This is a genomic window from Gordonia malaquae, assembly GCF_037148075.1.
Lineage (GTDB): Bacteria > Actinomycetota > Actinomycetes > Mycobacteriales > Mycobacteriaceae > Gordonia > Gordonia malaquae.
In genome coordinates this window covers 181122-204684 of sequence record NZ_JBBCUB010000001.1, presented here as the reverse complement: position 1 = coordinate 204684, position 23563 = coordinate 181122, and the positions used below count along the sequence as shown (strand labels likewise).

Sequence of the window (23563 nt, the reverse complement as noted above, 5' to 3'; positions counted from 1 at the left end):
GGTCTAGCTGAGACCGGTTCACAGCGAAGCCTCAGAGCCGACGTGCGAGGTCCACGGCGGCGTAGGTCAGGATGATCGAGGCGCCCGCGCGGGCGATCGACAGGACGGACTCGTAGAACGCGGCGTCCGCGTCGATCCAGCCCTGTGCGCCTGCTGCGGCGATCATCGCGTACTCACCGCTCACCTGGTACGCGGCGACGGGAGCGTCGGACCGGTCGGCGACGTCGCGCAGGATGTCGAGGTAGCTCATGGCCGGTTTGACCATCACCATGTCCGCACCCTCGTCGAGGTCGGCGAGGAGCTCGCGCTGCGACTCCAGTCTGTTCGCAGGATCCTGCTGGTAGGTCCGACGGTCGCCCTCCAGCGACGATCCGACGGCCTCGCGGAACGGGCCGTAGAACGCGGACGCGTACTTGGCCGTGTAGGCGAGGATCGAGACGTCTGCGAAGCCCGCCTCGTCGAGGGCGGACCGAATCGCAGCGACCTGGCCGTCCATCATGCCGCTCGGTGCGACGACGTGTGCGCCCGCTCGAGCCTGCGCGACGGCCATCGACTCGTAGCGAGGCAGGGTCGCGTCGTTGTCGACACGACCGTCGGCGTCGAGGACGCCGCAGTGCCCGTGGTCGGTGAACTCGTCGAGACACGTGTCGGCCATCAGAACCGTGGTGTCGCCCAGGTCGTCACGAAGTACTCGAAGCGCACGGTTGAGCACACCGTCCAGATCGTCCGCGCCGGAACCGACGGCGTCCTTGTCGTCCTCCTTCGGGACTCCGAACAGCATCAGCCCACCGACGCCTGCCGTGACGGCCTCGGCGGCAGCCATGCGGAGGGACTCCATCGTGTGCTGGTAGACGCCGGGCATCGACGTGATCTCGCGGGGCGCGTCGATGCCGTCGGCGACGAACATCGGCAGTACCAGCTGCGCAGGATCCAGGCGGGTCTCCGCGACGAGCCTGCGCATCGCCGGGGTGGTCCGCAGACGACGCAGACGGGTGAAACCGGTGCTCATGCCGACCTCCTGTGTCACGAACGCGAGCGGCGGGACTTCTTACGCGGGGGCGGCAGCGCACCTTCTGCACGCAGTTGCGCCGCGTGGGCGGCGAGTGCGTCGACCAGGTCCGGAATCGACGCCGACTCGGGCTGCACGTCCACGCGCAGACCGAACTCGACTGCGGTCTCGGCCGTCTTCGGGCCGATGCAGGCGACGATCGTGCGCGCGTGAGGCTTGCCCGCGATTCCGACGAGATTGCGGACGGTGCTGCTCGAGGTGAAGCAGACGGCGTCGAATCCGCCGGTCTTGATCATCTCGCGCGTCTCGACTGGCGGCGGAGCTGCCCGGACCGTGCGGTACGCGGTCACGTCGTCGATCTCCCAGCCGCGCTCACGCAGGCCCTCGGAGAGCGTCTCGGTCGCGATGTCGGCGCGCGGAAGCAGAATGCGGTCCACCGGGTCGAACACCTCGTCGTACGGCGGGAACTCGTCGAGCAGGCCGAGCGACGACTGCTCGCCGCTCGGGAGCAGCTCGGGGTTGACGCCGAACGAGCGGACCTTGGCCGCGGTCGCTTCGCCGACGCAGGCGATCTTCACACCCGAGAACGCTCGGGCGTCGAGCCCGAACTCCTCGAACTTCTCCCAGACTGCGCGAACGGCGTTCGTGGAGGTGAAGACGACCCACTGGTAACGACCGTCGACGAGGCCCTTGACGGCGCGTTCCATCTGCGCCGGGCTGCGCGGCGGTTCGACGGCGATGGTCGGAACCTCACGCGGGATGGCGCCATGCGATTCGAGGCGCTCGCTCATGTCGGCGGCCTGGTCCTTGGTGCGGGGCACCAGCACGGTCCAGCCGTACAAGGCGCGCGACTCCCACCACGAGAACTTGGCGCGCTGGGTGACGACCTTGCCGACAGTCAGGACGAGGGGTCCGGTCAGGGCGTTCCCGAGGTCGTTGACGGTGGCGAGAGTGGCTTCGATGGTGCGCTGCGCGCACGTGGTGCCGTTGACGGTGATCGCGACCGGCGTCTGCGGCGCCACACCGTGCTCGGTCAGCGCGCTGGCCAACTCGGCGAGGTGACCGGAGGTCGCATGGAGGACGAGCGGTCCGGGTGCTGCGGCCAGAGCCGCCCAGTCGACGTCGCCACGGACGTCGGCCACGGTGTGTCCGGAACCGATCGGCATACCCGCGAAGCTGGGGACGACTGCGTCGGACGGGATGCCTGGGAGCACCTCGAACGAGACGGATGTGCGCGCGACGGCACTGATCTCGGCGAGGACGGAGTCGGCGCTCATCGGGTCGCCTGCGACCACGCGGACGACGTTGACGCCGGTCTTCGCTTCAGCGACGAGGGTCTTCGCGACCTGGGTGGGATCGCCGAGTGCGGGGCGGACGACGTCGACGGCGTCCTGCTCCGCGGCTTCAGCGGCTGCGGCTTCGGCGGCTTTGCGACCCGCGCGTGTCGGCACGGGCTCGACTTGTGCATGGGCTGAACCGATCAGTTCGACGACAGCGGCGGGAACGTCCGGGTCGACGAATGCCGACGTCGCGTTCACCAGCACGTTCTGTGCCTTGACGGTCAGGAGGTCCGGGTTACCGGGACCCGACCCCACGAACAGGATTCGGCCGGGTTTAGCATTCTTCGTACGGCTCATGCGTTCGCACTCTCCTGCCCCCGCCCAGGGGGCTGCAGTTCGTTCGACGGCCCGGTCCGCCCGGCCCGTCGACTTCCTCCTGCTGGCGCGTGGACGGCCCGTGTCCGGGCCCAGGCGTCACTTCCTGGGCACGTAGTCGGCCGCGCCGAGCTCCAGCAGTTCGGCGGCGAGACTCTCTCCGAGTTCAACGGCACGATCCACCGGGCCCACCACCGAAGCGCGGATCACATCGGATCCGTCCTCGGCCGCGACTCCCGCGCGAAGCGAGAGTTCGTCGAAGATGCGCCCACCGGAATCGATCGACTCGACCACCTCGGCGATCGCTCCGACCGGGGCGGTGCATCCGGCCTCGAGGGCCGCGAGCACTGCGCGTTCGGCGTCGACCGCTGCACGTGTGGACGGGTCGTCCAACTCGGCGAGTATTCTCACCAGTTCGGCATCGTCGGCGAGACACTCGACGGCCAGGGCCCCCTGTGCCGGAGCAGGCAGCATGACCACGGGATCAAGCGCCTCGGTGACTGCATCGGCTCGGCCGATGCGCACCAGTCCGGCTCGGGCGACCACTACCGCGTCCAGTTCCCCGTTCGCGACTCTGCCCAACCGAGAATCAAGGTTGCCTCGTAGGGGGCGAATTTCCAAACCGAGACCCAGTGCTTTAAGCTGCGCGGCGCGTCGCGGGGACGAAGTGCCGATCGTCGACCCTGCAGGCAACTCGCCGAGGACCATTCCACCCCGGCTGACCAGCGCATCTCGCGGATCGACGCGCTCGGGGACAGCGGCCATCGCAAGGTCCGGCTCGGGTGCCGTCGGGAGGTCCTTGTAGGAGTGGATCGCTACGTCGCATTCACCGTTTCGCAACGCGAGGCGGATGGCGGTGGTGAACACGCCGATGCCGATCTGTGCGACCGGAGCGGTCGACGTGTCGCCCGCGGTGCTGATGATGACCAGTTCTGCGGGGTGCCCGTTGGCGGTCAGCCGATCCGCGATCCCCTGCGCCTGCGTGGTCGCCAGGAGTGAACCTCGCGTCCCGATGCGGATCACGCCCCGCTCCCCGAGCGAGTTCTCAGTCGGGGGGATATGCGCAGAATTAGACACGTTGAAGCCGTCCTGTCGTTCGTGATCGTCGAGTCGAGCCCAGGTCAGTGGGAGTCGGAGTCGCCGTGTGCTGCGATCCCCGCTTCGGAGGCCGAGACCGACTCGGCTGCACCGGGTTTGAGTTCGAAGAGTTCGCGGAGCGCTTCGGCGTAGTGGTCGCCTCGACCAGTGGACGCGAGTTGTTTCACGCGCACCGTCGGCGCGTGAAGGAGTTTGTCCGCAACGCGTCGCACCGTCTTGGCGACCTCGTCGCGTTGCGCAGTGTCGAGGTCGGGCAGTCGCGACTGCAGGCGCAGGATCTCCGCTTCGACGAGGTCCGCTGCCCGTTGCCGCAGCGCGGCCACCGTCGGCGTCACTTCGGCTTGACGCTGGGCGGCGAGGTAGTCGGACAGTTCGGCCGCGACGATGCCGCGCGCAGCGACGGCGTCGTCCTGCGCAGCCTTGGTCTCCTCGTCGTCGCGGAGTCCCTCGATGTTGATGACGTGAACGCCGGGCAGCGCAGCCACCACGGGATCGACGTCCCGGGGGATCCCGAGATCGCAGAACATGAGCGGGGCGGGGTTGGTGCGTTGTTTGAGCGCCGAGTGCACGTCGGCCACACCGATCACGGAGCTGACCGATCCGGTACATGTGACGACGACGTCGGCGTCGGCCATGACCTCGGCCATCGAGTCGAACGACGTGCCGTGCGCGGTCACCCCGTACCGCTCGGCGACACCCTCGGCGAGTTCAGTCGCACGAGCCGCAGTCCGATTGACGATGGTGATCTCGTGGACACCGTCGCGAGCGAGTTGGCTGGTGGCGAGCGATCCCATCGCACCGGCACCGAACACCACCGCCGACCGCATCGGCGGCTGGTCCGCGCCCGCGTTCCGCGTGGCCTGCGCTCGATGCAGCGCGACCGAGACGACTGAGGCGCCTGCTCGGTCGATGCCGGTCTCGTGGTGAACCCGCTTCCCGACCCGCAGAGCCTGTTGGGCGAGTTCGTGAAGCGTGCGGCCTGCGGATTTGTGCTGGTCCGCCTCGGTGTACGCGGTACGGATCTGCCCCAGGATCTGCTGTTCGCCGACGACCATGGAGTCGAGCCCGGCAGCGACTGTGAACAGGTGCTCCACTGCCGCCTCGGAGTACCGCACGTACGCGTGGCCGGTGAGCTCGGAGACGCTCATCCCGGTGTGCTGACCGAATACGTCGCCGACCGCTTCCAACGCCGGGTGGAACGCCTCGACGACCGCGTAGACCTCAACGCGGTTGCACGTCGACACGAGCATCGCCTCGGAGACCGCAGGCGATCTGACGAGCGCTTCGACGATCTTCGGTCGGTCGGTGTCGGAGACGGTGAGTCGTTCGAGAACCGACACCGGAGCGCTCCGATGGGACACCCCGAACAACAAGACACTCACTGCATCGCCCGTTTCCAGCCAACCGGTTTCCCGGCACCCCTGTGATGCCGATCCGATGGGCACATGTCTTCTCAGGCTAGTTCACACGTTGGTACAAATGCACCTCTGTCGTCTCGATGTGGGGAGTCAGACATTCGATCGACAGCCCGTCAACGGAGCCTGTCCAGGTCAGCGCGCAGTCGCGGCTCATCGACCTCCCAGTATCCGTGCTCCTCGCCGTCGACGACGACGACCGGCACGCGGTCCCCGTATTCAGCACGCAACGCCGGGTTCCCCGCATCTGCGGCGGCGTCCACGTCGACGATCCGGGCGGTGAGCCCGTAGTCGGCGAGGATGCGGTGCAGGTCCTTCTCTGCGGCGGCGCACGCATGGCAGCCGGCCCGCGACATCAGTTCCACAGTGACGTCCATGACGTCCAGTCTGCCAGTCCTGCGAGTTCTCTCACGGCGACCGCTTGTCACGGCATCCCCGTCGGCGCCCCGCGATAGGCTGGCAGCATTCCACTGTGGAGTGAGCACTCGTGACGAACGGGAGGTGGCCGATGAGCCGCGATTCGATGGAACCTGATCATGAGCACACGCCGGAGGAGGCCTCCGATCACGAGGCCGACCTGCACGAAGCCCGCGAGCTCGAGTCTGAGCAGTTCGACGTCGATCACACCGCAGACGTGGACGGGGACGACGTCTTGCACGACCGCGACGGCGCCCGCCTGTCGGACGACGCTGACCTCGCCGAGTGGGACGGCCCCACGGAGGACGACGAGTTCCACCGGATGAGCGCGTGGCTGAACCGTCGCGCAGGGCGATTCCTGCAGACGGCTGAAGAGCTTCGGCAGACTCTCGCGGGTGAGGCGTCCGCCCGCGCCGCGATCGAATCGCTCGGCAACCGGATCCCCGTCGACGAGACGCAGAGCCGCGACCTCACCGCCGCCGCCTTCTTCGACGTCGACAACACGTTGGTCCACGGCGCATCGATCGTTCTGTTCGCGCGCGGCCTCGCGTCGCGCAAATACTTCTCGTACGGCGACATCGCGAACTTCGCGTGGCAGCAGGCCAAGTTCCGCGTGACCGGCAAGGAGAACGCCGAGGACGTCGCACAGGGCAAGGACAAGGCGCTGTCGTTCATCGCGGGACGCGAGACGTCGGAGCTGGTCGAGCTCGGCGAGGAGATCTACGACGAGTTCATCGCCGATAAGATCTGGCCCGGCACCGCCGCTCTCGCCCAGCGACATCTCGACGCAGGCCAGCAGGTGTGGCTGGTCACCGCGACGCCCGTGGAACTCGCACAGACGATCGCCAAACGGCTCGGCCTGACGGGCGCGCTCGGCACGGTCGCCGAGAGCGTCGACGGGAAGTTCACCGGACGACTCGTCGGCGACATCCTGCACGGGCCGGGCAAGGCCCACGCGGTTCGATCGATCGCCGTTCGCGAAGGGCTCGATCTGAAGCGCTGCACCGCCTACTCCGATTCGCACAACGACGTCCCGATGCTGTCGCTGGTCGGCACGGCGGTCGCGATCAACCCGGACACCGATCTCAAGGAGATCGCACGGGTGCGCGGGTGGGAGGCCTACGACTTCCGCACGGCCCGCAAGGCCGCCAAGTACGGCGTCCGTTCCGCCGTCGTTCTGGGCGTTGCGGGCGGCACCGCAGCCGCAGCTTCCCGCCTCCTCCGCCGCAAGTAGCGCCACGTACATAGCCAACAGGACGACTTTCCGCCGGTTGTGACGACATGTTCGTCACAACTGGCGGAAACTACCGGCGGCTTTGTCCACAGATCGCGAGATGGCCGGGATATCCATGATTTCCGGCCCATCCTGTGGGCATGGGGACAGCAACGAAGTCGCTCGTCGCGTCGAGCGGCTGGCACGCGAACAATCCGGGGTCATCAGCAGGCGGCAGGCGCTCGACTGTGGAGCCGACTCTGCGTTCGTTCGGCGCCGCGTGTATCGGCGCGAGTGGGTCGCGGTGCACCGCGGCGTGTACGTGACGCACACTGGGCCACTGACCTGGGAACAGCGAGCGTGGTGCGCAATCCTGTACGCCGCACCTGCGGTGCTCGGCTATCAGTCGGCGATACACGCGACACTCCGGTCCGGCGATCCGAACGGTCCCGTGCACATCGTCGTCGACAGCCGACGCAGCGTGGAATCACGGCCGGGGCTGATCATCCACTACCGCTCCGGGTTGGACGACGTCGCGATGTGGAACGCGAACCCACCCCGGATGCGGGTCGAGCACGCAGTGCTCGACTGCGCCGCGCACGCTCGGAACGTCGTCGATGTGATCGCCGCCCTCACTGATCCGGTGCAGTCGCGGATCACCACAGCGGACCGTCTGCTCGGGGCGCTGGCGAACCGTCCGTGCATCAAACGGGCCACGTTCCTCGCGAAAGTGCTTCTCGATGTCCGCTCCGGAGTCTGCTCGACCCTTGAGCATCGGTATCTCACCCATGTCGAGCGTGCTCACGGCCTACCTCAGCCGATCCGACAGTCTCCGACCGCAGTCGGTCGACCGGGCTTTCGCGATCTCGAGTATCGCGACTACGGGCTCATCGTCGAACTCGACGGCCGACTCGGCCACGACGACGCGCACTCGCGTGACGCTGATTTGGAACGTGATCTCGACGCGGCTGTTGGGGAGGGCAAGCGCACCGTGCGTGTCGGGTTCGGGCAGGCGTTCGACCGACCATGTGAGACGGCCGCGAAGATCGCGCGGCTCCTTCGTCGACTCGGCTGGACGGGCCGTCCTCGCCCGTGCCGACAGCCGGACTGCCCACTTCGCGTGGACTTCCGCCGGTTGTGACGAAATACTCGTCACAACCGGCGGAAACCCAGCCGTTCCGAAGGCAGATCAGCCGAGGTAGACGCTGCCGCGGCGGGAGAGCATCCGGAACAGCGTCTGCTGGATCTCCTCGCGGACGTGATCGGTGAGGTCGAAGACGACAAGCGGATCGTCCGCGGCCTGCTCGTCGTAGACGTCGGTCGCGATCGGCTTGCCGAAGTGGATGTGCCACTTGGACGGGAGCGGAATCATTCCGAGCGGACCGAGCCACGGGAACAGCGGCGTCACCGGGAAGTACGGCAGGCCGAGAGTTCGCGCGAGCGGTTTCAGGTCGGCGACCATCGGGTAGATCTCTTCTGACCCGACGATCGACACCGGAATGATCGGCGCCTTGGTGCGGATCGCGGTCGTCACGAAACCGCCGCGGCCGAAACGCTGCAGCTTGTAGCGGTCCTTGTACAGCTTGCCGATGCCCTTGAAACCCTCCGGCCACACCGCGGTCAGCTCACCGCGACGCAGAAGCGCTTCGGCGTCCGCGTTGCATGCCAGGGTCGCGCCGATGCGCCGGGCGAGATCGCTGATGACGGGCGTCTCGAACGCCATGTCGGCCGCGAGAACACGCAGGTAGCGCTCGTTCGGGTGATTGTCACGGACGGCGAGCGACGTGATCAGCGCGTCCACCGGGATCGTGCCGGCGTGGTTGGCGACCAGCAGAGCGCCGCCGCTCGCCGGGAGGTTCTCGATTCCGGTCACTTCGACGCGGAACCATTTCTGGTATACCTGGCGCACCGCCGGGAACCACACGGATTCCGCGAAGTGCGGGTCGAAACCGAAGTCGTCGACGGCGAAGTCGCCGGTCATGCGCTCGCGAATGAACCCGGACGTCGCGATCAGGGTGTCGGCGACGGCGCCGCGCAGACCGCCGAGGCTGAACAGCGGCGAGTTGCGGTTCGGTGCGATGGGCAGCGGCTCGTCGTGCAAGTCGATGCCGTCGTGGATCGGCGTGACGGGCGCTGCGGGACGGCCGAAGCCGTCGGTGTTCGGGTGCCCGACGTCGGTGCGTCGGCCCAGTCGGGGATCGGTGTAGAGGGCGATCACCTTGGCGGTACGCGAATCGGTCGGCTTCTCTGCCGCGGCCATGGGTTTCTCCTCTCACTCGTCGACGGCGGCGGCCGTCGAACTCGACAAATGTCTCGCTCACATACTACGGGCGGACGGGCCCGTCATTGCAGTGCCGTGGCGGTCGCCACAGCCCTGGCCTCGAAGCCGCGCCACGCGTCGGCGGACAGCACCGGTTCGGTCTTTCCGCGGGTGATGAAGTCGTCGAGGGTCTCCAGCGTGGTGAACTTCGGTTCAAAGCCGAACTCGGTGCGCATGCGGGTGTTGTCCAGGACACGCCCGTAGGTGAGGTAGGCGGTGTGCTCCGACCGGATCATCGGGACTCCGCCGTCCTGCAGAACGCCGATCAACGGGGGAATCAGACTCGGCGCCACCGGCAACTGGATGTGGCCGGCACGATGAACCGCCTGGCCGAGGCTCACCACGCCGTCACCCGCGACGTTGAACGTTCCCGGTGTCCGGTTGAGCGTCGCGTGCTCCATCGCGGCCAGCGCGTCCTCTTCGTGCAGGAACTGCAGGCGCGGTGAGAACCCGAACGCGGTCGGGACCAGCGGCATCGACAGGTATCCACCCATGCGCGTCTTGATCCGCGGCCCCAGCATCGACTGGTAGCGGAGAATCGTGACGTCGATGTCCTGGCGACGACGCGACAGGCCGCGCACGTACCCTTCGACGTCGATCAGATCGCGGCCGTAGCCGTTGCGCGGCTCCTTGCGGGCGCGGGTGCCCTCGGTGAACGACGCCGGGTCTTTGGACGTCGCGCCGTACACCATCGAACTCGACCGCAGGATGAGCCGCTTGACCGATGGGCTGCGCTGACACGCGGCGCACACCTGCATCGAGCCGACGACGTTGAGTTCCTTGATCGCCGCCGAGTGCTCGACGTTGTCCATGATCGACGGCGCCGCGTGCACGACCGTGTCGACGTCGTACGTGGCGATCGCCTTCGCGATGGCGGGTCGTCGGATGTCCAGGCGCAGGAACTCTGCGCGACCCATGCGCCGCAGAAGGTCTTTGCGCGGCACCCGCGAGTCGACGGCCACCACCCGGTCGATCTCCGGGTTCGCCGCCAGCCTCGCGACGAGGTAGCCGCCGAGGAACGTCGACGCGCCGGTGACGAGCACAGATCGCGGCACGTGCTTCTCGGTGTCTTCGCTCATGGGCTAAGGATAGTGCCGAAACGAAAGAACCCGCCCTCGCGGGCGGGTCCATCGATCACTTGCCGAGTTTACGACGCTGCACACGTGTGCGGCGGAGCAGCTTGCGGTGCTTCTTCTTCGACATGCGCTTGCGGCGCTTCTTGATAACGGAACCCATGGGGCTCTCCCTCACGATCGATGGTGTGTCTCCCGCCCCACAGGGGGCCGGCATTGTTGTCCGGGGCCGTCGCCGACTCTTCAAGCTCATACGAGCCCAGGGGCGACAGCGACCTGATCGCCAATCCTACCGCCCGAATGAACACGAGGCGAAATCGGGCGGTGAAGCGTCCTTGCTCAGACACGATCACACCGCCCGGCGTTGATGCACGACGGGCGGTGTGATCAGTGAAGAGCAGGAAAAACTATCCGGCGTCGAAGTACGACGTCTCGAGGTATTCGTGAACTGCCTTGGCGTGCACGCGGAACGAACGTCCCACGCGGACGGCAGGGAGTTCGCCGTTGTGCACCAGGCGGTACACGGTCATCTTGGACACGCGCATGAGCGACGCGACTTCTGCGACGGTGAGGAACTGCGAGGCGGACGATGCATTCGCAACTCCACGATCGGCGAAATCGTTCCGTTCACCCGGCTTTTCTGCAGCCATGTATTCATAACCTCCGGTGCACGCATCGCGGCCACCGGCTTCCCCTCCGGCGGACATCAGACACGTACGTGCTGGTTGTACCTTAGCGTGGCGGATGTGAATAGTGCGACGTGAGAGAAAGAATGAGTTCCGTCTCTTTGCCATTCACCGCGTGTTCACCACCATTGCCGCTGGCAGCGGCGCTACCACGAGTACTGGGCGAATCCACGGCAACGACACGCGGTGGCGGATCAACCCTCAACTTCGGGTCGACGTGCCATGCGCGCGCTGGTCTTCGCGCAGGCCGCAGTGGCCTCGTTCACCGCGTGCCGGAGGCCGTACCGTTCGAACTCACGAAGCGCAGCGGCCGTCGTTCCACCTGGTGAGGTGACCGCCGCGCGCAGATCGACGGCGGTCAGGCCCGACTCGGCCAGCAGCACACCGGATCCCTTGACCGTCTGCACCGCCAGTTCCGCCGACTGCTGACGCGTCAGGCCGAGAGCAACACCCGAGTCGATCATCGCCTCGACCATCAAGAAGAAGTACGCGGGTCCCGACCCGGAGATCGCAGTGACCGCATCCAGCGACTTCTCCGGGACCACCATCACCTTGCCGACAGACTCCAGCAGACGTACCGCGACGGCCACCTGATCGTCGTTCGCATAACGGCCGGGACTGACCGCGCACATGGCCTCGTTCACCAGCATCGGCGTGTTCGGCATGACGCGGATCACCGGCGAGCCTGCGGGCAGCGACGCCTCGTAACGCTCAGCGGGAATGCCTGCGACCAGAGTGATCGTGATCCGTTCGTCGTCGCCGGAGTCGTCCGCCTTCGCCAGCGGCGGGAGCACCGAGTCGACGGCATCCGGCTTCACCGCGATGAACACGACCTGCGCTCCGCTCGCGGCATCGACGATGTCGGTGGTGACGCGGACCCCGTAGTCCTCGATCAGTTCCGCGGACCGGGCCTTGGAACGCTCGACGACGACGAGATCCTTCACCGGCTTCCCCGCGTTGATCAGGCCGGCGAGCAGCGCCTCACCGATCTTGCCGCCGCCGATGATCGCTACCCGCTCGCTCATGTCAGTTCACTGTCCTTCATTGTCGTTTCGTCTTGTCAGGGCGGCCGTCATCGACGAGCCGGAATCAGCGCGAGCTGTCGCGACTGAGCGACCACCGCACCGGTCGAGTCCACCACGAGGTGGTCTTCGGAGAACATGCCGCGTCCCACTTCGACGGTCGACGCCTCGTACCGCAGCCATCCCGGCGCCGGGAGCCGTCGGACGTAGGTGGTCAGCTGGACGGTCGGCGCCCAGCCGAACAGGCCGAGATTCATCACCACCGGCGGTGAGATGTCGCAGACCAGCACCGGAAGGTCCAGGCCGAGGTCGGTGGGCTGCTGATCGACGTCCTTGGCCCGGACCCACCCGCGGATCACCGGATCGCCCTTCTCTCCGCGCGCGACGGGGAACGATGCCGCGTCGAGCACGAAGTCTGCGGCGACGCCGAGGTGCATCACCTCGCCGACCGGGCTGTTCGCGACTCCCAGACCGTCGGATGTCGGCTCCACCGGCATTCCTGCAAGCAGGCCGTCGGCGCGATACGTCGACTCACCCTCGTCGAGCCGCCCGAGAGTGACAGTCGAGGTGACCATGGTCCGCTGGTTCTGCGTCACTTCGACGCGGGCGAGGGACACCGTCCGTCCGCGCTTGATGATCGAGACGTCGACCGAGACCGCTGCCGGATCGGGCGCAGCGAGGAAATCGCTCGCGACCGCGATGGCGGTGACGCCCTCGACGAGCGCGGGATCGGCGTCGGGCGCGGCGAGGTCGACGAGCGCGGCGCGGGCCGCTCGCGTGATGACCATCTGCAGACTGCCGCCGTGCACCTTCGGACCGATCGTGAACGCCTCGTCGATGACGGCCCCGTAGGTGACGGACGAGCCGTCCGCACCACGGGCGAGCGTCTCCAGACGCAGGAGGTCGGCGAGCTTGGTCATGGATTCCTACCTGTCGCGGTTGAGGTGGGTGCGCGCGAATTCCAGAGACCTGGCGAGCATCGCGGCCCTGTCGTTCTTCGTCTTGGCGCCCGACGTGTGCACTTCGAGGACCACGGCGCCGTCGAAGTCGCTCTCGGCGAGCCTTCGGCACACTTCGATGCACGGCTGGGTGCCGTCGCCGGGGATCAGATGTTCGTCGTGGGCGGCGCCTGTGCCGTCCGTCAGATGCAGATGTTTGAGGCCCCGGCCCATACGGTCGGCCATCGCGAGAGCGTCATCACCCGCCGTCGCGACGTGCGACAGGTCGAGTGTGTAGTTGTCGTACCCGACCGCAGTCGGGTCGATCGGCTTGCCGAACGCCGAGGCGCTGACGCCGGGGCCGCCACCGCGTTGTGCCATCCGCTGCGCAGGCCGCGTCCCGCCGCCGAACAAGCGATCCGCGCGCATCGGGAACATGTTCTCCACTGCCACGGACACGTCGGACGTCGACTCCAGTTCGGCGACGAGATCGTCGAACGCGGCGACGTAGTCCCGCTGCCACCGGAACGGCGGATGCACGACGACCGTCGAGGCGCCTAGTTCCTCCGCCGCGCGCACCGATCGGGCGAGCTTCGCCTTCGGGTCCCGGCCCCACACTCGCTGCGAAATCAGCAGGCATGGTGCATGCACCGACAGCACGGGCACCTGGTACTTCTGCGACAGCCGAGCGACCTGCGGAATGTCCTGACTGACGGCCTCGCCCCACACCATCAGCTCCACACCGTCGTAGCCGAGTTCATTGGCGTAGGCGAAGGCCGCCTCGGTGTTCTGCGGGTACACGGACGCCGTCGACAGGCCGATCGGAATCGGGAAACGCAGTTGGCTCACCGGATCCTCTAGGGTTGCGCCGCGAGGAAGACGAGGGGCCCGATGGTCACGAGCATGCCGACGGCCAAGGCGAGCAGTGTTGTCGGCAGGTCCCGCTTGCGCAGCACGTGTGCGAAGGTGACGATCGCGAAGATCACCACGATGGCCAGCACCAACGCCAGATAGACGTACTTCTTCCAGAGCTCGGTGAAGCCCCAGAACAGCCCGGCGCCCACGCCGAGGCCGAGGACGATCTCACCCGCGAACGCTGCCCACCCTGCTGCGGCGGACGGTTCGGAGTCTTCACGTTCAGCGGCCCGCGCCGCCTTCGCTTCGGCTTTCGCCGCCTTCTTGGCGGCCTTCTCGTCCGCCTTCGCCGCCTTGGCGGCCGCCTTGGCTTCGGCCGCCTCATCCGAGTCGTCGAGGATCTGATCGGCGACGTCATGCGCGTCGTCGTCGAGGTTCGACTCGTCCGACGCGTCGGCCGGTTCGTCGGCGTCCGCGTCGACGAAATCGTCGACGAGCGGGATCGACGTGGTGTCCTCGACTGCGTCTGCGGTTCCGTAGGAGTCGACGGCCGACGTGTGGATCACCGCGGGCGGCAGGTCGTAGTCGAAGACGTCGTCGGCCTCGACCTTGCGGAGCGATCCGGTGTCGGCATCGTCGAACACCACCGGGATGACGCCGGTGACGTCGTTCGATTCGGGTTCGGAGGGGGTCGACGGAGGCGTGTAGCCCGGCATCCCGCTCGCGCCGACGCTTCGCGGGGCATCGACCGCCGACCGCTTCGTCGGCGCCGTGTACGACGGCATACCCGACGACGTGGTCCCGGAGGTGTCACTCCCGGGGCGCCGGACCGACACCGACTCCGATCTGGGGAAGGCGTCGTCGCCCCCGGATCGTGCGATCAGTTCCGATACGGTGATCGGCTTCGACTCCGGCTCGGCCTCGTCCGCCATACGGTCGCACCGTCCCTTCGTGCAGTCAGTTGGTGGTCATCGCGCCTGCGGGCTCGGAATCGAGACGGCGCAAAATGACACCTTCCCGCAGAGCCCACGGGCAGATGTCCAGTGTATCGACTCCGAGCGCCCGCATTGCGGCCTCCGCCACCAGCGCGCCTGCGACGATCTGCGGTGCACGGTCGGCACTGACACCTTCGAGTTCGGCGCGGTCGGCCGTGGTCATCCGGGAGATGAAGGCCGTGAGCTGCCGCAGTCCGCTGACGGTCAGGGTCCGCTTGACGCGTGGACCTGCACCGGAAGGCGCGGCACCGGTCAGGCGAGCGAGGGACCGGAACGTCTTGGACGATCCGACAGCCAGGTCGGCCTTGCCTGCCGCACGCAGTTCCTTCGCAGGTTCCTTCAGCTCGGCGTCGAGCCAGTCACGCAGAACTGAGACGCGCCGCTTGCTCGGCGGGTCGCCCTGCAGCCATTCGCGGGTGAGTCGACCTGCGCCGAGCGGCAGCGACAGCGCCACATCCGGTTCTTCGTCGACGCCGTTCGACATCTCGAGGCTTCCCCCGCCGATGTCGAAGGCGAGGATGCGTCCCGCGCTCCACCCGTACCAGCGGCGGACCGCAAGCGACGTCAGACGCGACTCGTCGATGCCCTCGAGGACCTGCAGATCGAGGCCTGACGCGTCCTTGACTTTGCGGAGCACTTCATCGCAGTTGGTGGCGTCCCGGACCGCCGAGGTGGCGAACGCCATCACCTGTTCACAGCCGGACGAAGTGGCGATGCGGGTGAAGTCCTCGATCGTGGAGACCAGTGCGCGGGAACCGGAATCGCGCATGCGGCCGTTCTCGTCGATCTCCTCCGCGAGCCGCAGCACCGCTTTGGTCGAACTCATCGGGTTCGGATGTCCACCCCGATGAGCGTCGACCACCAGCAGGTGCACGGTATTGCTGCCAACGTCGAGCACTCCAAGTCTCACCGGTCAAAAGTACTCGGCGAGTCCGATCCGCGCGACTCGGTCGGCGAGCGGGCAGCTACCGTTGAGCCGCACGTCCAACAGGAAGGGCCCTTGTGTCCGACGATGAGCGGAAGTCCTCCCCCGCCCCCGAAGTGAGCCTCGACTTCCCGCGCGAGTGGTACGAGTTCTTCGACCCGGCCGATCCCGAGCACCTGATCAGTGTGGACCTGACCTGGATGCTGTCGCGCTGGACCTGCGTGTTCGGCACTCCCGCCTGTCAGGGGATCATCAGCGACCGACAGCCCGACGGATGCTGCACGCACGGTGCGTATCTGACCGACGACGATGACCACGAACGGCTCGCCGCCGGCGTGGCGATGCTGACGCCGGACGATTGGGAGTTCTTCGCCGAGGGTTCGGCGGACGACCCGCTCGGACCCGGCGGCTATCTCGAGGAGAACGAAGACCTCGAGGGCGAACCGGCGTTGAAGACCAGACTCCACGACGGTGCGTGCATCTTCCTGAATCGGCCCGGATTCCCTGCCGGACAAGGCTGTTCGCTGCATGGGATGGCGCTGCGCAAAGGCATCGAGCCGCTGACTGTGAAACCAGACGTGTGCTGGCAACTGCCGATGCGGCGAGAGCAGGACTGGGTGACGCGCCCCGACGGCACCGAGATCCTCAAGACCACGCTGACCGAGTTCGACCGACGCGGCTGGGGCGAGGGCGGCCACGACCTGGACTGGTACTGCTCGGGTTCACCGGACACCCACATCGGTGCGACGCAGGTGTTCGAGTCGTACAAGCCGGAACTCATCGAGCTCGTCGGCGAACCCGCCTACGACGTCATCGCCGCCGCGTGCGGCCGCCGCAACCAGTTGGGGCTCATCGCCGTCCATCCGGCGACTGCGTCCGCCACCTCCCGCCGCGCCACCGACCTCAAGTACGAGCAGTTGTAGCCCGGCCTTTCGACACCGATCAGATCACGGCTCGAACTTGTAGCCGAGACCGCGGACGGTGATGAGGTGACGGGGCTGCGAGGAGTCGGGCTCCACCTTCGAACGCAGCCGCTTGACGTGCACGTCGAGAGTCTTGGTGTCTCCGACGTAGTCGGCGCCCCACACCCGGTCGATGAGCTGACTTCGGGTCAGGACACGACCGGAGTTGCGCAGCAGGTACTCCAGGAGGTCGAACTCCTTCAGCGGCAGGGTCACGTCGGTGCCGCTGACGCTCACGGTGTGGCGCTGCACGTCCATGCGCACGGGGCCGACCTCGATGACGCCGATCGCGGCGTCCTCGTCGTCGGCCACCACTCCCCCGCGACGCAGCACGGCGCGGATGCGGGCGATCAGTTCTCGCGCCGAGTACGGCTTGGTGACGTAATCGTCGGCGCCGAGCTCCAGGCCGACGACCTTGTCGATCTCGCTGTCTCGGGCCGTCACCATGATGACGGGCGTCGCCGACTTCGCGCGGATCAGCTTGCAGATCTCGGTGCCGGACACGCCGGGCAGCATGAGGTCGAGCAGGACGATGTCCGGGTTGATGCGCTCGAACGCGGGCAGCGCCTGCGTCCCGTCGTTGACGATGCTCGCTTCGAAGCCTTCTTTGCGGAGCAGGAAGGCCAGTGGGTCGGCCAGCGATTCTTCATCCTCGACGATCAGTACGTGCGTCAAAGCGAAAGTTCCTCTTCTTTGTCCGGGTCGATGGGGATGTACAGGCTGAACGTGGAGCCGGTGCCCGGCTTGCTCCACAGCCCGATGTGACCGCCATGGCTGGCGGCCACGTGCTTGACGATGGCGAGACCGAGTCCGGTCCCGCCGGTTGCGCGCGACCGGGCCTTGTCGACACGGTAGAAACGCTCGAACACTCGCTGCTGATCGACCGGAGCGATACCGATGCCGCGATCGGTGATCGCGATCGCGATCATGTCGAGATCGTCGATGACGACCCGCTTGCGGCTCACCGACACCACTTCGCCGGTGGGGGAATGGTTGATCGCATTGACGAGGAGATTGCTGAGGGCGGTGAGCAGCAGGGTGCGGTCCGCCTGCACCGACACGTGCGACGGGCTGTCAGTGACGAGATCGATCTCGGCGATCTCCGCGGTGACGCCGGCAGCGGCGACGGCGTCGTCGACGAGGGCGTCGATGTCGACGCGCACGAAGTCGGCGATCGCACCGTCCTGCAGGCGGGACAGGCCGATCAGCTCATTGACGAGCGACCCCATCCGAGTGGCCTCTTTGAGGACGCGTCGACCGAAATGCTCAACGGCCGCCGGGTCGTCGCGGGACTCGAGCATCGCCTCCGCCATCAGACTGATCGCGCCGAGCGGCGTTTTCAGCTCATGCGAGACGTTCGCCGCGAAGTCGCGGCGAGTGGCCTCGACCCGCTGGTTGGTGGAGTCGTCGTCCCCGTACACGAGGACATAGCGCTGGCCGGTGAGGGCCGCGAGGCTCGCGACACATCGCACAGTCTCCACCGGGCGGTGGACCGTTCGACCGGTCGAGACGAACCCCAGCGACGACTGCGGGGGCGAGAAGTCGAAATGTCGGTCCACCCCGGTTGTGAAGACCTCGGAAACGGCTTCGGCGACTCCGTCGGCCAGCACGTCGCGGACCATGCCGAGGTCCGCTGCTCGGTCGTTGTACACGACCACGTTGTGGTACTCGTCGACGACGATGATGCCGGTCTCGGAGTGCGCGACCATCAACGTCAGCAGGTCACCCCGCGAGACGTCCTCGGGTTGGAGGGCGTGCAGGTAGGAGGCGTCGACATTCGCCGGGCCGAAGCGGCCGGCTGCGGCACCATCGATCAAGCGGTCACCGCTGGTCTCGGACACACCCGAATCCTACGTGTCATCGCCTGGAGTTCGCAGCCCGGGAAGCCACTCTTCGTGCAGCATTCACTGCCGGTCCACGTGGGTTGCGACGAGGTGAACCGACAGTGTGCGGAGCGTGTCAGGATGCGACGAGATCCGAGTACTCCGGATGCTTCTCGAGGTAGCGCACCACGTACGAGCAGACGGGCACGACGGTCTGATTGTTGGAGCGCACGTCGTCGAGGACGTGCTTGACGAGGTCTGCAGCGAATCCGCGTCCACCGAAGCGGTCGTAGACCACGGTGTGCGTCAAGGCGAGGCGATCGCCGTCCTGCGTGTAGTCGACGTAGCCGACCTCCTGCGCGTCGCCGTCGTCGTTCTCGAGGTCAGCGCGGTAGCGCTCCCGCTCTGCCAGATGCGTCACCGAAATCGTCCCGTCAGCCATGCTTCCAATGTAGCCCAGGCCACACCCGTCTGCACACAATGTCCGATGTCGCACAATCAGGCCACGGCCCGACATACAGAAATCGCGCCACCTGCAGGTTTACCCTGCAGGCGGCGCGATGTCCGTGGTCGGCGAATCCGACGAATCGACCGTTCGATCTACTTCGACTCGCCCTGAGCAGCCACTGCGGCGGCGCCTGCCGCGGCGGCCTCGGGATCGAGGTAGACGCCGCCCGGCGTGATCGGGCGGAGGTTCTCGTCGAGGTCGTAGCGGAGCGGGTTGCCAGTCGGGATGTTCAGCCCGGCGATGTCGTCGTCGGAGATTCCGTCGAGGTGCTTGACGAGTGCACGCAGCGAGTTGCCGTGTGCTGCGACGAGGACGGTCTTGCCCGCACGGAGATCCGCTTCGATGGTCTCGGTGTAGTACGGGATGAATCGCTTGACGACGTCGAGCAGGCACTCGGTGAGCGGCACGTCGATGCCGTCGTAGCGCGGGTCGCCGGTCTGGCTGAACTCGGCGTCGGCCTCGATGGCGGGCGGCGGGGTGTCGTAGCTGCGGCGCCACAGCATGAACTGCTCGTCCCCGTACTTCGCCTTGGTCTCCGCCTTGTTGAGGCCCTGCAGTGCACCGTAGTGACGCTCGTTCAGGCGCCAGTCGCGGACCACCGGGATCCAGTGCCGGTCGGCGGCGTCGAGCGCGAGCTGCGCGGTGGTGATCGCACGACGCAGCAGCGACGTGTAGAGCACGTCGGGGAGCAGATCATGCTCAACGAGGAGCTCACCCGCGCGGACCGCTTCAGCGCGGCCCTTGTCGGTCAGGGCGACGTCGACCCAACCGGTGAACTGGTTGGACGCGTTCCATTCGCTTTCGCCGTGTCGCATCAGAATCAAAGTGCCGTTGCTCATGGCAGCTAGTTTCTCATACGCCTTCCCAGGTCGTTGAGCGAGCGAAGCGAGTCGAAGCGCCGCGACTTGAGCACCGACCGACCATCGCGCACGCCGCCGACACGCTTCGACTCGCTTCGCTCCCTCAACGAGCAGGAGGGGGACGCCGACGCCCGTGGAGCAAGGGGCGGAGACCTACTTGCGGAGGTCCTTGCGCAGGATCTTGCCCGACGCCGACTTCGGGACCGTCTCGATGAACTCGACCGCACGGACCTTCTTGTACGGTGCGACCCGCTCGGCGGTGAACGCGATGACCTCGTCCTCGGTCAGCTCGGCCCCCGGCTGGGTGACGACGAACGCCTTCGGGATCTCCTCGCCGTCAGCGTCGTTGACTCCGATGACGGCGACGTCGGCGATCTGCGGATGCGTCAGCAGCAGGGCCTCGAGTTCGGCGGGCGGAACCTGGTAGCCCTTGTATTTGATGAGCTCCTTGAGGCGGTCGACGATCGTGATGCAGCCGGACGCGTCGACCGTCGCCATGTCGCCGGTGCGCAGCCATCCGTCGTCGGTGATTGTCTCGGCGGTCGCGGCGTCGTTGTTGAGGTAACCGACCATGACGTTCGGGCCGCGGACCCACAGTTCGCCCGGAGCCGAGACTCCGTCGGCCGGCTGATCGACGTCGGCGCCGGTGGCCGGGTCGACGATCCGGTTCTCCGAATTCGGGACGGCCCAGCCGACCGACGCGAGGGGCGCCTCGACTCCGACGGTTCGGGTTCCGCCGTCGAACGGGATCAGGTGACTCACCGGTGACAGCTCGCTCATGCCGAAGCCCTGCAGCATCCGCAGGTTCAGGCGCTGCGCGACGGCGTTGCCGAGTTCGGAGTCGAGAGGTGCGGCGCCGGACACCATCGTGTGCAGCGACGAAAGGTCGTAGTCGTCGATGATCGGATGCTTGGCGAGCGCAACGGCGATGGGCGGCGCGATGAACGCGTAGGTGACTTTGCGTTCTTGAATGTTCTCTAGGAACTCGACCAGGTCGAAGCGCGGCATGATGACCAGCGACGCCCGCGCTCGAAGTGCGGCGTTGAGCAGCACCGTCATGCCGTAGATGTGGAAGAACGGGAGAACGGCGATGATCACGTCGTCTTCCTTCATGCCCTGCAGCGGCCGGATCTGTGCAACGTTCGACACCAGGTTGGCGTGGCTGAGCTTGACGCCCTTCGGGTTGCCGGTGGTCCCCGAACTGTACGGGAGCGCAGCGATGTGAGTCGACGGATCGAAGGTGACGGCGGGCGCTGAGAGTCCGGCGCCGAGCAGGTCGACGGCGTTCGGATGGCCGCTGGCGGCCTGCCCCTCACCGTCGAGCACCACGACGTCGGCGTCGTCGAAGCCGAGTTCACGCGCGGCTTCGAGCGCCTGCGGCGCCATCAGCGAGATCGTGACGATCATCCGCGCCTTCGAATCGACAAGTTGCTTGCGGATCTCGTTCGCGGTGAACAGCGCGTTGAGCGTGGTCGCGGTCGCGCCGGCGCGGAGCACCCCGTGGAACACCGTCGCGAAAGCCGGAATGTTCGGAGACAGGATCGCGACGACGTCGCCCACCCCGATCCCCCGCGCGGCCAACGCACCTGCGGCGGCGTCGATCTGTGCGACGAGTTGCCCGTACGTCGTCGTGGCGCCCGACTTCGGATCGATGAGCGCGGCACGCTCGCGATCGGCGTCGGTCAGGTCCGAGAACAGGAAGTCGTAGACACCGACTTCCGGGATCTCGACGTTCGGGAACGGGGAAACGATGGTCATGTGGGGCCCTTCGATGTGGGAGGAGTCACCGACGACCTTACCAACATCCGTTGTCAGAATTAGGGCAGCCTCCCTGCGCCGGGTCAGTCGTCGAGAGGAGCGATGTCCGGGAGGTCGTCGGGATCGATGAGGTGAGCGAACGCTTCGAGGTTCTTCATCGGCTCGCCTCGCGCGGTACGCCACGCCCACTCGCGTTTGATCGACGTCAGAAAGCCGATCTCGAGGATCTGATTGAAGTCGCCGTCCGCCGCCTCGAGGACCTGACCGAGGACACGGTCCACTTCGTCCTGTGTCACAGCGTCGGCCGAGATCCGGCCGATCAAGTAGATGTCACCCGCATTGTCCAAGGTGTACGCCACCCCGTACAGGCGACGGTTCCGCTTGAGCAGGTAGCGGTAGACCGCCTCGAATTGCTCGTCGGGTCGGCGGCACACGAACGCCTCGACCCGCACTCCGTTTACAGCCGCGGTGAGTAGGACAGTCGTCTTGAGTTTGCGCTCACCGGGCAGTTCGACGACAAGATGCTCCGATTTGGCGCCGCCGGACGACTTGCGCGCATAGTCGATCCCGGATGCGTCGAGTGCTGCGCGCAGCGGCTCGGAAAGGTCGTTCGCGTCGGATACGGGCATGTGGGATCTCTCCAGTTTCGTTTCGGTGCGTCAGACGGTTGCGCGCGGGCGAGAGCGACGCCTCCGCAGACCGAACATCCCGGGCGGGCGGCCCGCAGCACGCCGGTAGGCGGTGGTCGCACGTTCGTAGCTGGCGAGAAGCGCGTCCGTGGTGTGGTCCCAGGAGAATCCCTGAGCGTGCACCGCGGCGCGCGAGCCGAGGCTGCGCAGTCGGACCGGGTCAGCGAGGAGTGCGGCCAGCCGTGAAGTCCACTTGTCGATGTCGTGGCCGTCGACGAGTTCGCCGGTGACCCCGTCGTCGACCGCGACTCCGAGTCCACCGACATTCGCCGCGATGACCGGGACGCCGCATGCCTGCGCTTCCAGCGCCACCAGACCGAAGCTCTCCGAGTAACTCGGCACCGCCACCAGGTCGGACGCGCGGTACACGTCGGCAAGGTCGGTCGGAGACTGAGGCGGAAGGAAGGTGACGCCCGCGGTGATCCCGAGGCTCGCCGCGAGCTCGATGAGCGCTTCGGGCAGTCCGAGGCCGTTGCCGGACGGCCCACCGACCACGAGCAACCGGAGCCGCCCCGTCGAGTCGGCCCGGATCAGGGGCGCCATCGCGCGCATCAGCACGTCAGGCGCCTTGAGCGGCTGAATCCGGCCGACGAATGTGACGATCACATCGTCGGAGGCCAGACCGAAGCGCGCCCGAGCGGCGATCTTGTCCCCCGGCGCATAGCGATCCAGGTCGGCTCCCGGGACGACGACATCCACCCGCTTCGGATCGGCCCCGTACAACTCGACGAGCTCGGAGGCCTCGGTCGGAGTGTTGACCACCAGCAGATCGGCCTCGTCGACGACTTGCTGCTCGCCGATCACCCGCAGTTTGGGTTCGGCGGTGTCTCCGTCGGCGAGCGAGGCGTTCTTCACGGCGGCGAGCGTGTGTGCGGTGTGGACGAGCGGAACACCCCAGCGGTCGCGGGCCAACCAGCCGACCTGACCCGACAACCAGTAGTGCGAATGAATCAAGTCGTAGTAGCCGGGCTCCTGCGCGGCCTCGGCACGCAGCACGTTCGCCGAAAAGGCACACAGCTGACCAGGCAGGTCACGCTTGTCGAGGCCGTCGAACGGACCGGCGGGCACATGCCGGACGGTGACGCCGGGTGCGGCTTCCACGCTCGGCTCGTCGGACGACGACGTCGCTCGGGTGAAGATCTCGACCTCCACCCCCCGCTTCGCGAGTCGAGTGGCCGTCTGCCATGCATAGACATTGAGGCCGCCCGCATCACCGGTGCCCGGTTGGGCGAGCGGCGACGTGTGCACGGAGATGAGTGCCAAGCGTCGCGGAAGATGTCGACCGGTCATGCCACCAGGGTAGTGAATCCGCGGCGCGAGCTCCCCCGCGCCCGCGATCGCA

Annotated in this window: 24 protein-coding genes; 3 read left to right on the top strand and 21 right to left on the bottom strand. The window is 66.9% G+C overall.

The genetic code is table 11. From position 1 onward, the window contains the following. Positions 1-31 precede the first annotated feature (31 nt). The 5 genes from hemB to WFK36_RS01060 all read right to left on the bottom strand — a co-directional run bounded on the left by hemB (position 32) and on the right by WFK36_RS01060 (position 5554). Positions 32-1009 (bottom strand): porphobilinogen synthase, encoded by a 978-nt coding sequence (hemB, locus tag WFK36_RS01080; protein WP_336788954.1) that lies wholly within the window; start codon positions 1007-1009, stop codon positions 32-34. A gap of 14 nt (positions 1010-1023) precedes the next feature. Beyond that, positions 1024-2646, bottom strand: coding sequence for a bifunctional uroporphyrinogen-III C-methyltransferase/uroporphyrinogen-III synthase (locus WFK36_RS01075; RefSeq protein WP_008377482.1), 1623 nt, complete (start codon positions 2644-2646; stop codon positions 1024-1026). Positions 2647-2763: 117 nt separating this feature from the next. After that, entirely contained in the window at positions 2764-3687 is a 924-nt protein-coding gene (gene hemC / locus WFK36_RS01070) for a hydroxymethylbilane synthase (protein WP_336788951.1), read from the bottom strand. A gap of 98 nt (positions 3688-3785) precedes the next feature. Beyond that, positions 3786-5144, bottom strand: coding sequence for a glutamyl-tRNA reductase (locus WFK36_RS01065; RefSeq protein WP_336788949.1), 1359 nt, complete (start codon positions 5142-5144; stop codon positions 3786-3788). A 149-nt stretch (positions 5145-5293) separates the two neighbouring features. Further along, a complete protein-coding gene (locus WFK36_RS01060) occupies positions 5294-5554 on the bottom strand; it encodes a glutaredoxin family protein (RefSeq protein ID WP_336788947.1) in 261 nt (86 codons plus the stop codon). A gap of 131 nt (positions 5555-5685) precedes the next feature. Here WFK36_RS01060 and WFK36_RS01055 point away from each other — a divergent pair, with 131 nt between their 5' ends. Further along, the gene (locus tag WFK36_RS01055; protein ID WP_336788945.1) at positions 5686-6828 is read left to right on the top strand and encodes an HAD family hydrolase; all 1143 of its coding nucleotides are present in this window, start codon (positions 5686-5688) and stop codon (positions 6826-6828) included. A 301-nt stretch (positions 6829-7129) separates the two neighbouring features. Beyond that, a complete protein-coding gene (locus tag WFK36_RS01050) occupies positions 7130-7948 on the top strand; it encodes a hypothetical protein (RefSeq protein ID WP_336788943.1) in 819 nt (272 codons plus the stop codon). 48 nt (positions 7949-7996) lie between these two features. Here WFK36_RS01050 and WFK36_RS01045 read toward each other — a convergent pair whose 3' ends face one another. From WFK36_RS01045 to WFK36_RS01005, 9 genes are all read right to left on the bottom strand, one after another. Continuing rightward, complete coding sequence (locus WFK36_RS01045) at positions 7997-9067, bottom strand: lysophospholipid acyltransferase family protein (RefSeq protein ID WP_008377476.1); 1071 nt, start codon at positions 9065-9067, stop codon at positions 7997-7999. Positions 9068-9150: 83 nt separating this feature from the next. Next, entirely contained in the window at positions 9151-10206 is a 1056-nt protein-coding gene (locus WFK36_RS01040; RefSeq protein ID WP_008377475.1) for an NAD-dependent epimerase/dehydratase family protein, read from the bottom strand. A 55-nt stretch (positions 10207-10261) separates the two neighbouring features. Beyond that, positions 10262-10363, bottom strand: coding sequence for a 30S ribosomal protein bS22 (locus tag WFK36_RS01035; RefSeq protein ID WP_003402602.1), 102 nt, complete (start codon positions 10361-10363; stop codon positions 10262-10264). Between the two features lie 244 nt (positions 10364-10607). Beyond that, complete coding sequence (locus WFK36_RS01030; protein WP_008377474.1) at positions 10608-10850, bottom strand: helix-turn-helix domain-containing protein; 243 nt, start codon at positions 10848-10850, stop codon at positions 10608-10610. A 230-nt stretch (positions 10851-11080) separates the two neighbouring features. Beyond that, positions 11081-11911 carry a pyrroline-5-carboxylate reductase gene (gene proC, locus WFK36_RS01025; protein ID WP_008377473.1) on the bottom strand — a complete coding sequence of 277 codons (831 nt, stop codon included), beginning with the start codon at positions 11909-11911 and terminating at the stop codon, positions 11081-11083. Between the two features lie 47 nt (positions 11912-11958). Then, positions 11959-12828, bottom strand: coding sequence for a thioesterase family protein (locus tag WFK36_RS01020; RefSeq protein WP_336788937.1), 870 nt, complete (start codon positions 12826-12828; stop codon positions 11959-11961). Between the two features lie 6 nt (positions 12829-12834). Further along, entirely contained in the window at positions 12835-13695 is an 861-nt protein-coding gene (locus WFK36_RS01015; protein ID WP_008377471.1) for a sugar phosphate isomerase/epimerase family protein, read from the bottom strand. Positions 13696-13703: 8 nt separating this feature from the next. Continuing rightward, positions 13704-14633, bottom strand: a complete 930-nt coding sequence (locus WFK36_RS01010; RefSeq protein ID WP_336788935.1) for a hypothetical protein — start codon at positions 14631-14633, stop codon at positions 13704-13706. Positions 14634-14658: 25 nt separating this feature from the next. After that, positions 14659-15606, bottom strand: coding sequence for a Ppx/GppA family phosphatase (locus WFK36_RS01005; RefSeq protein WP_008377469.1), 948 nt, complete (start codon positions 15604-15606; stop codon positions 14659-14661). A 92-nt stretch (positions 15607-15698) separates the two neighbouring features. Here WFK36_RS01005 and WFK36_RS01000 point away from each other — a divergent pair, with 92 nt between their 5' ends. Beyond that, positions 15699-16544, top strand: coding sequence for a DUF3109 family protein (locus WFK36_RS01000; RefSeq protein ID WP_336788932.1), 846 nt, complete (start codon positions 15699-15701; stop codon positions 16542-16544). Positions 16545-16568: 24 nt separating this feature from the next. On the opposite strand, the gene WFK36_RS00995 is transcribed toward WFK36_RS01000, so the two are convergent. The 7 genes from WFK36_RS00995 to mshA all read right to left on the bottom strand — a co-directional run bounded on the left by WFK36_RS00995 (position 16569) and on the right by mshA (position 23511). Beyond that, positions 16569-17258 carry a response regulator transcription factor gene (locus tag WFK36_RS00995; RefSeq protein ID WP_205329580.1) on the bottom strand — a complete coding sequence of 230 codons (690 nt, stop codon included), beginning with the start codon at positions 17256-17258 and terminating at the stop codon, positions 16569-16571. Then, entirely contained in the window at positions 17255-18424 is a 1170-nt protein-coding gene (locus tag WFK36_RS00990; protein ID WP_336788927.1) for a sensor histidine kinase, read from the bottom strand. Before WFK36_RS00990 ends, WFK36_RS00995 begins: the two co-directional genes overlap by 4 nt. A 118-nt stretch (positions 18425-18542) precedes the next feature. Continuing rightward, entirely contained in the window at positions 18543-18848 is a 306-nt protein-coding gene (locus tag WFK36_RS00985; protein ID WP_040519620.1) for a GNAT family N-acetyltransferase, read from the bottom strand. 158 nt (positions 18849-19006) lie between these two features. Beyond that, complete coding sequence (locus tag WFK36_RS00980; protein WP_008377464.1) at positions 19007-19753, bottom strand: phosphoglyceromutase; 747 nt, start codon at positions 19751-19753, stop codon at positions 19007-19009. 174 nt (positions 19754-19927) lie between these two features. After that, complete coding sequence (locus tag WFK36_RS00975; protein ID WP_336788923.1) at positions 19928-21532, bottom strand: AMP-binding protein; 1605 nt, start codon at positions 21530-21532, stop codon at positions 19928-19930. 83 nt (positions 21533-21615) lie between these two features. Beyond that, positions 21616-22161 carry a type III secretion system chaperone family protein gene (locus WFK36_RS00970; RefSeq protein WP_008377462.1) on the bottom strand — a complete coding sequence of 182 codons (546 nt, stop codon included), beginning with the start codon at positions 22159-22161 and terminating at the stop codon, positions 21616-21618. A 30-nt stretch (positions 22162-22191) separates the two neighbouring features. Continuing rightward, complete coding sequence (gene mshA, locus WFK36_RS00965) at positions 22192-23511, bottom strand: D-inositol-3-phosphate glycosyltransferase (RefSeq protein WP_040519618.1); 1320 nt, start codon at positions 23509-23511, stop codon at positions 22192-22194. Positions 23512-23563 lie beyond the last annotated feature (52 nt).

Excerpts from the sequence above, each read along its gene's own strand:
- hemB (WP_336788954.1), bottom strand. The coding sequence starts at position 1,009 with ATGAGCACCGGTTTCACCCGTCTGCGTCGTCTGCGGACCACCCCGGCG.
- WFK36_RS01075 (WP_008377482.1), bottom strand. The coding sequence starts at position 2,646 with ATGAGCCGTACGAAGAATGCTAAACCCGGCCGAATCCTGTTCGTGGGG.
- WFK36_RS01060 (WP_336788947.1), bottom strand. The coding sequence starts at position 5,554 with ATGGACGTCACTGTGGAACTGATGTCGCGGGCCGGCTGCCATGCGTGC.
- WFK36_RS01055 (WP_336788945.1), top strand. The coding sequence starts at position 5,686 with ATGAGCCGCGATTCGATGGAACCTGATCATGAGCACACGCCGGAGGAG.
- WFK36_RS01045 (WP_008377476.1), bottom strand. The coding sequence starts at position 9,067 with ATGGCCGCGGCAGAGAAGCCGACCGATTCGCGTACCGCCAAGGTGATC.
- WFK36_RS01040 (WP_008377475.1), bottom strand. The coding sequence starts at position 10,206 with ATGAGCGAAGACACCGAGAAGCACGTGCCGCGATCTGTGCTCGTCACC.
- WFK36_RS01035 (WP_003402602.1), bottom strand. The coding sequence starts at position 10,363 with ATGGGTTCCGTTATCAAGAAGCGCCGCAAGCGCATGTCGAAGAAGAAG.
- WFK36_RS01030 (WP_008377474.1), bottom strand. The coding sequence starts at position 10,850 with ATGGCTGCAGAAAAGCCGGGTGAACGGAACGATTTCGCCGATCGTGGA.
- proC (WP_008377473.1), bottom strand. The coding sequence starts at position 11,911 with ATGAGCGAGCGGGTAGCGATCATCGGCGGCGGCAAGATCGGTGAGGCG.
- WFK36_RS01020 (WP_336788937.1), bottom strand. The coding sequence starts at position 12,828 with ATGACCAAGCTCGCCGACCTCCTGCGTCTGGAGACGCTCGCCCGTGGT.
- WFK36_RS01010 (WP_336788935.1), bottom strand. The coding sequence starts at position 14,633 with ATGGCGGACGAGGCCGAGCCGGAGTCGAAGCCGATCACCGTATCGGAA.
- WFK36_RS00985 (WP_040519620.1), bottom strand. The coding sequence starts at position 18,848 with ATGGCTGACGGGACGATTTCGGTGACGCATCTGGCAGAGCGGGAGCGC.
- WFK36_RS00980 (WP_008377464.1), bottom strand. The coding sequence starts at position 19,753 with ATGAGCAACGGCACTTTGATTCTGATGCGACACGGCGAAAGCGAATGG.
- WFK36_RS00975 (WP_336788923.1), bottom strand. The coding sequence starts at position 21,532 with ATGACCATCGTTTCCCCGTTCCCGAACGTCGAGATCCCGGAAGTCGGT.
- WFK36_RS00970 (WP_008377462.1), bottom strand. The coding sequence starts at position 22,161 with ATGCCCGTATCCGACGCGAACGACCTTTCCGAGCCGCTGCGCGCAGCA.
- mshA (WP_040519618.1), bottom strand. The coding sequence starts at position 23,511 with ATGACCGGTCGACATCTTCCGCGACGCTTGGCACTCATCTCCGTGCAC.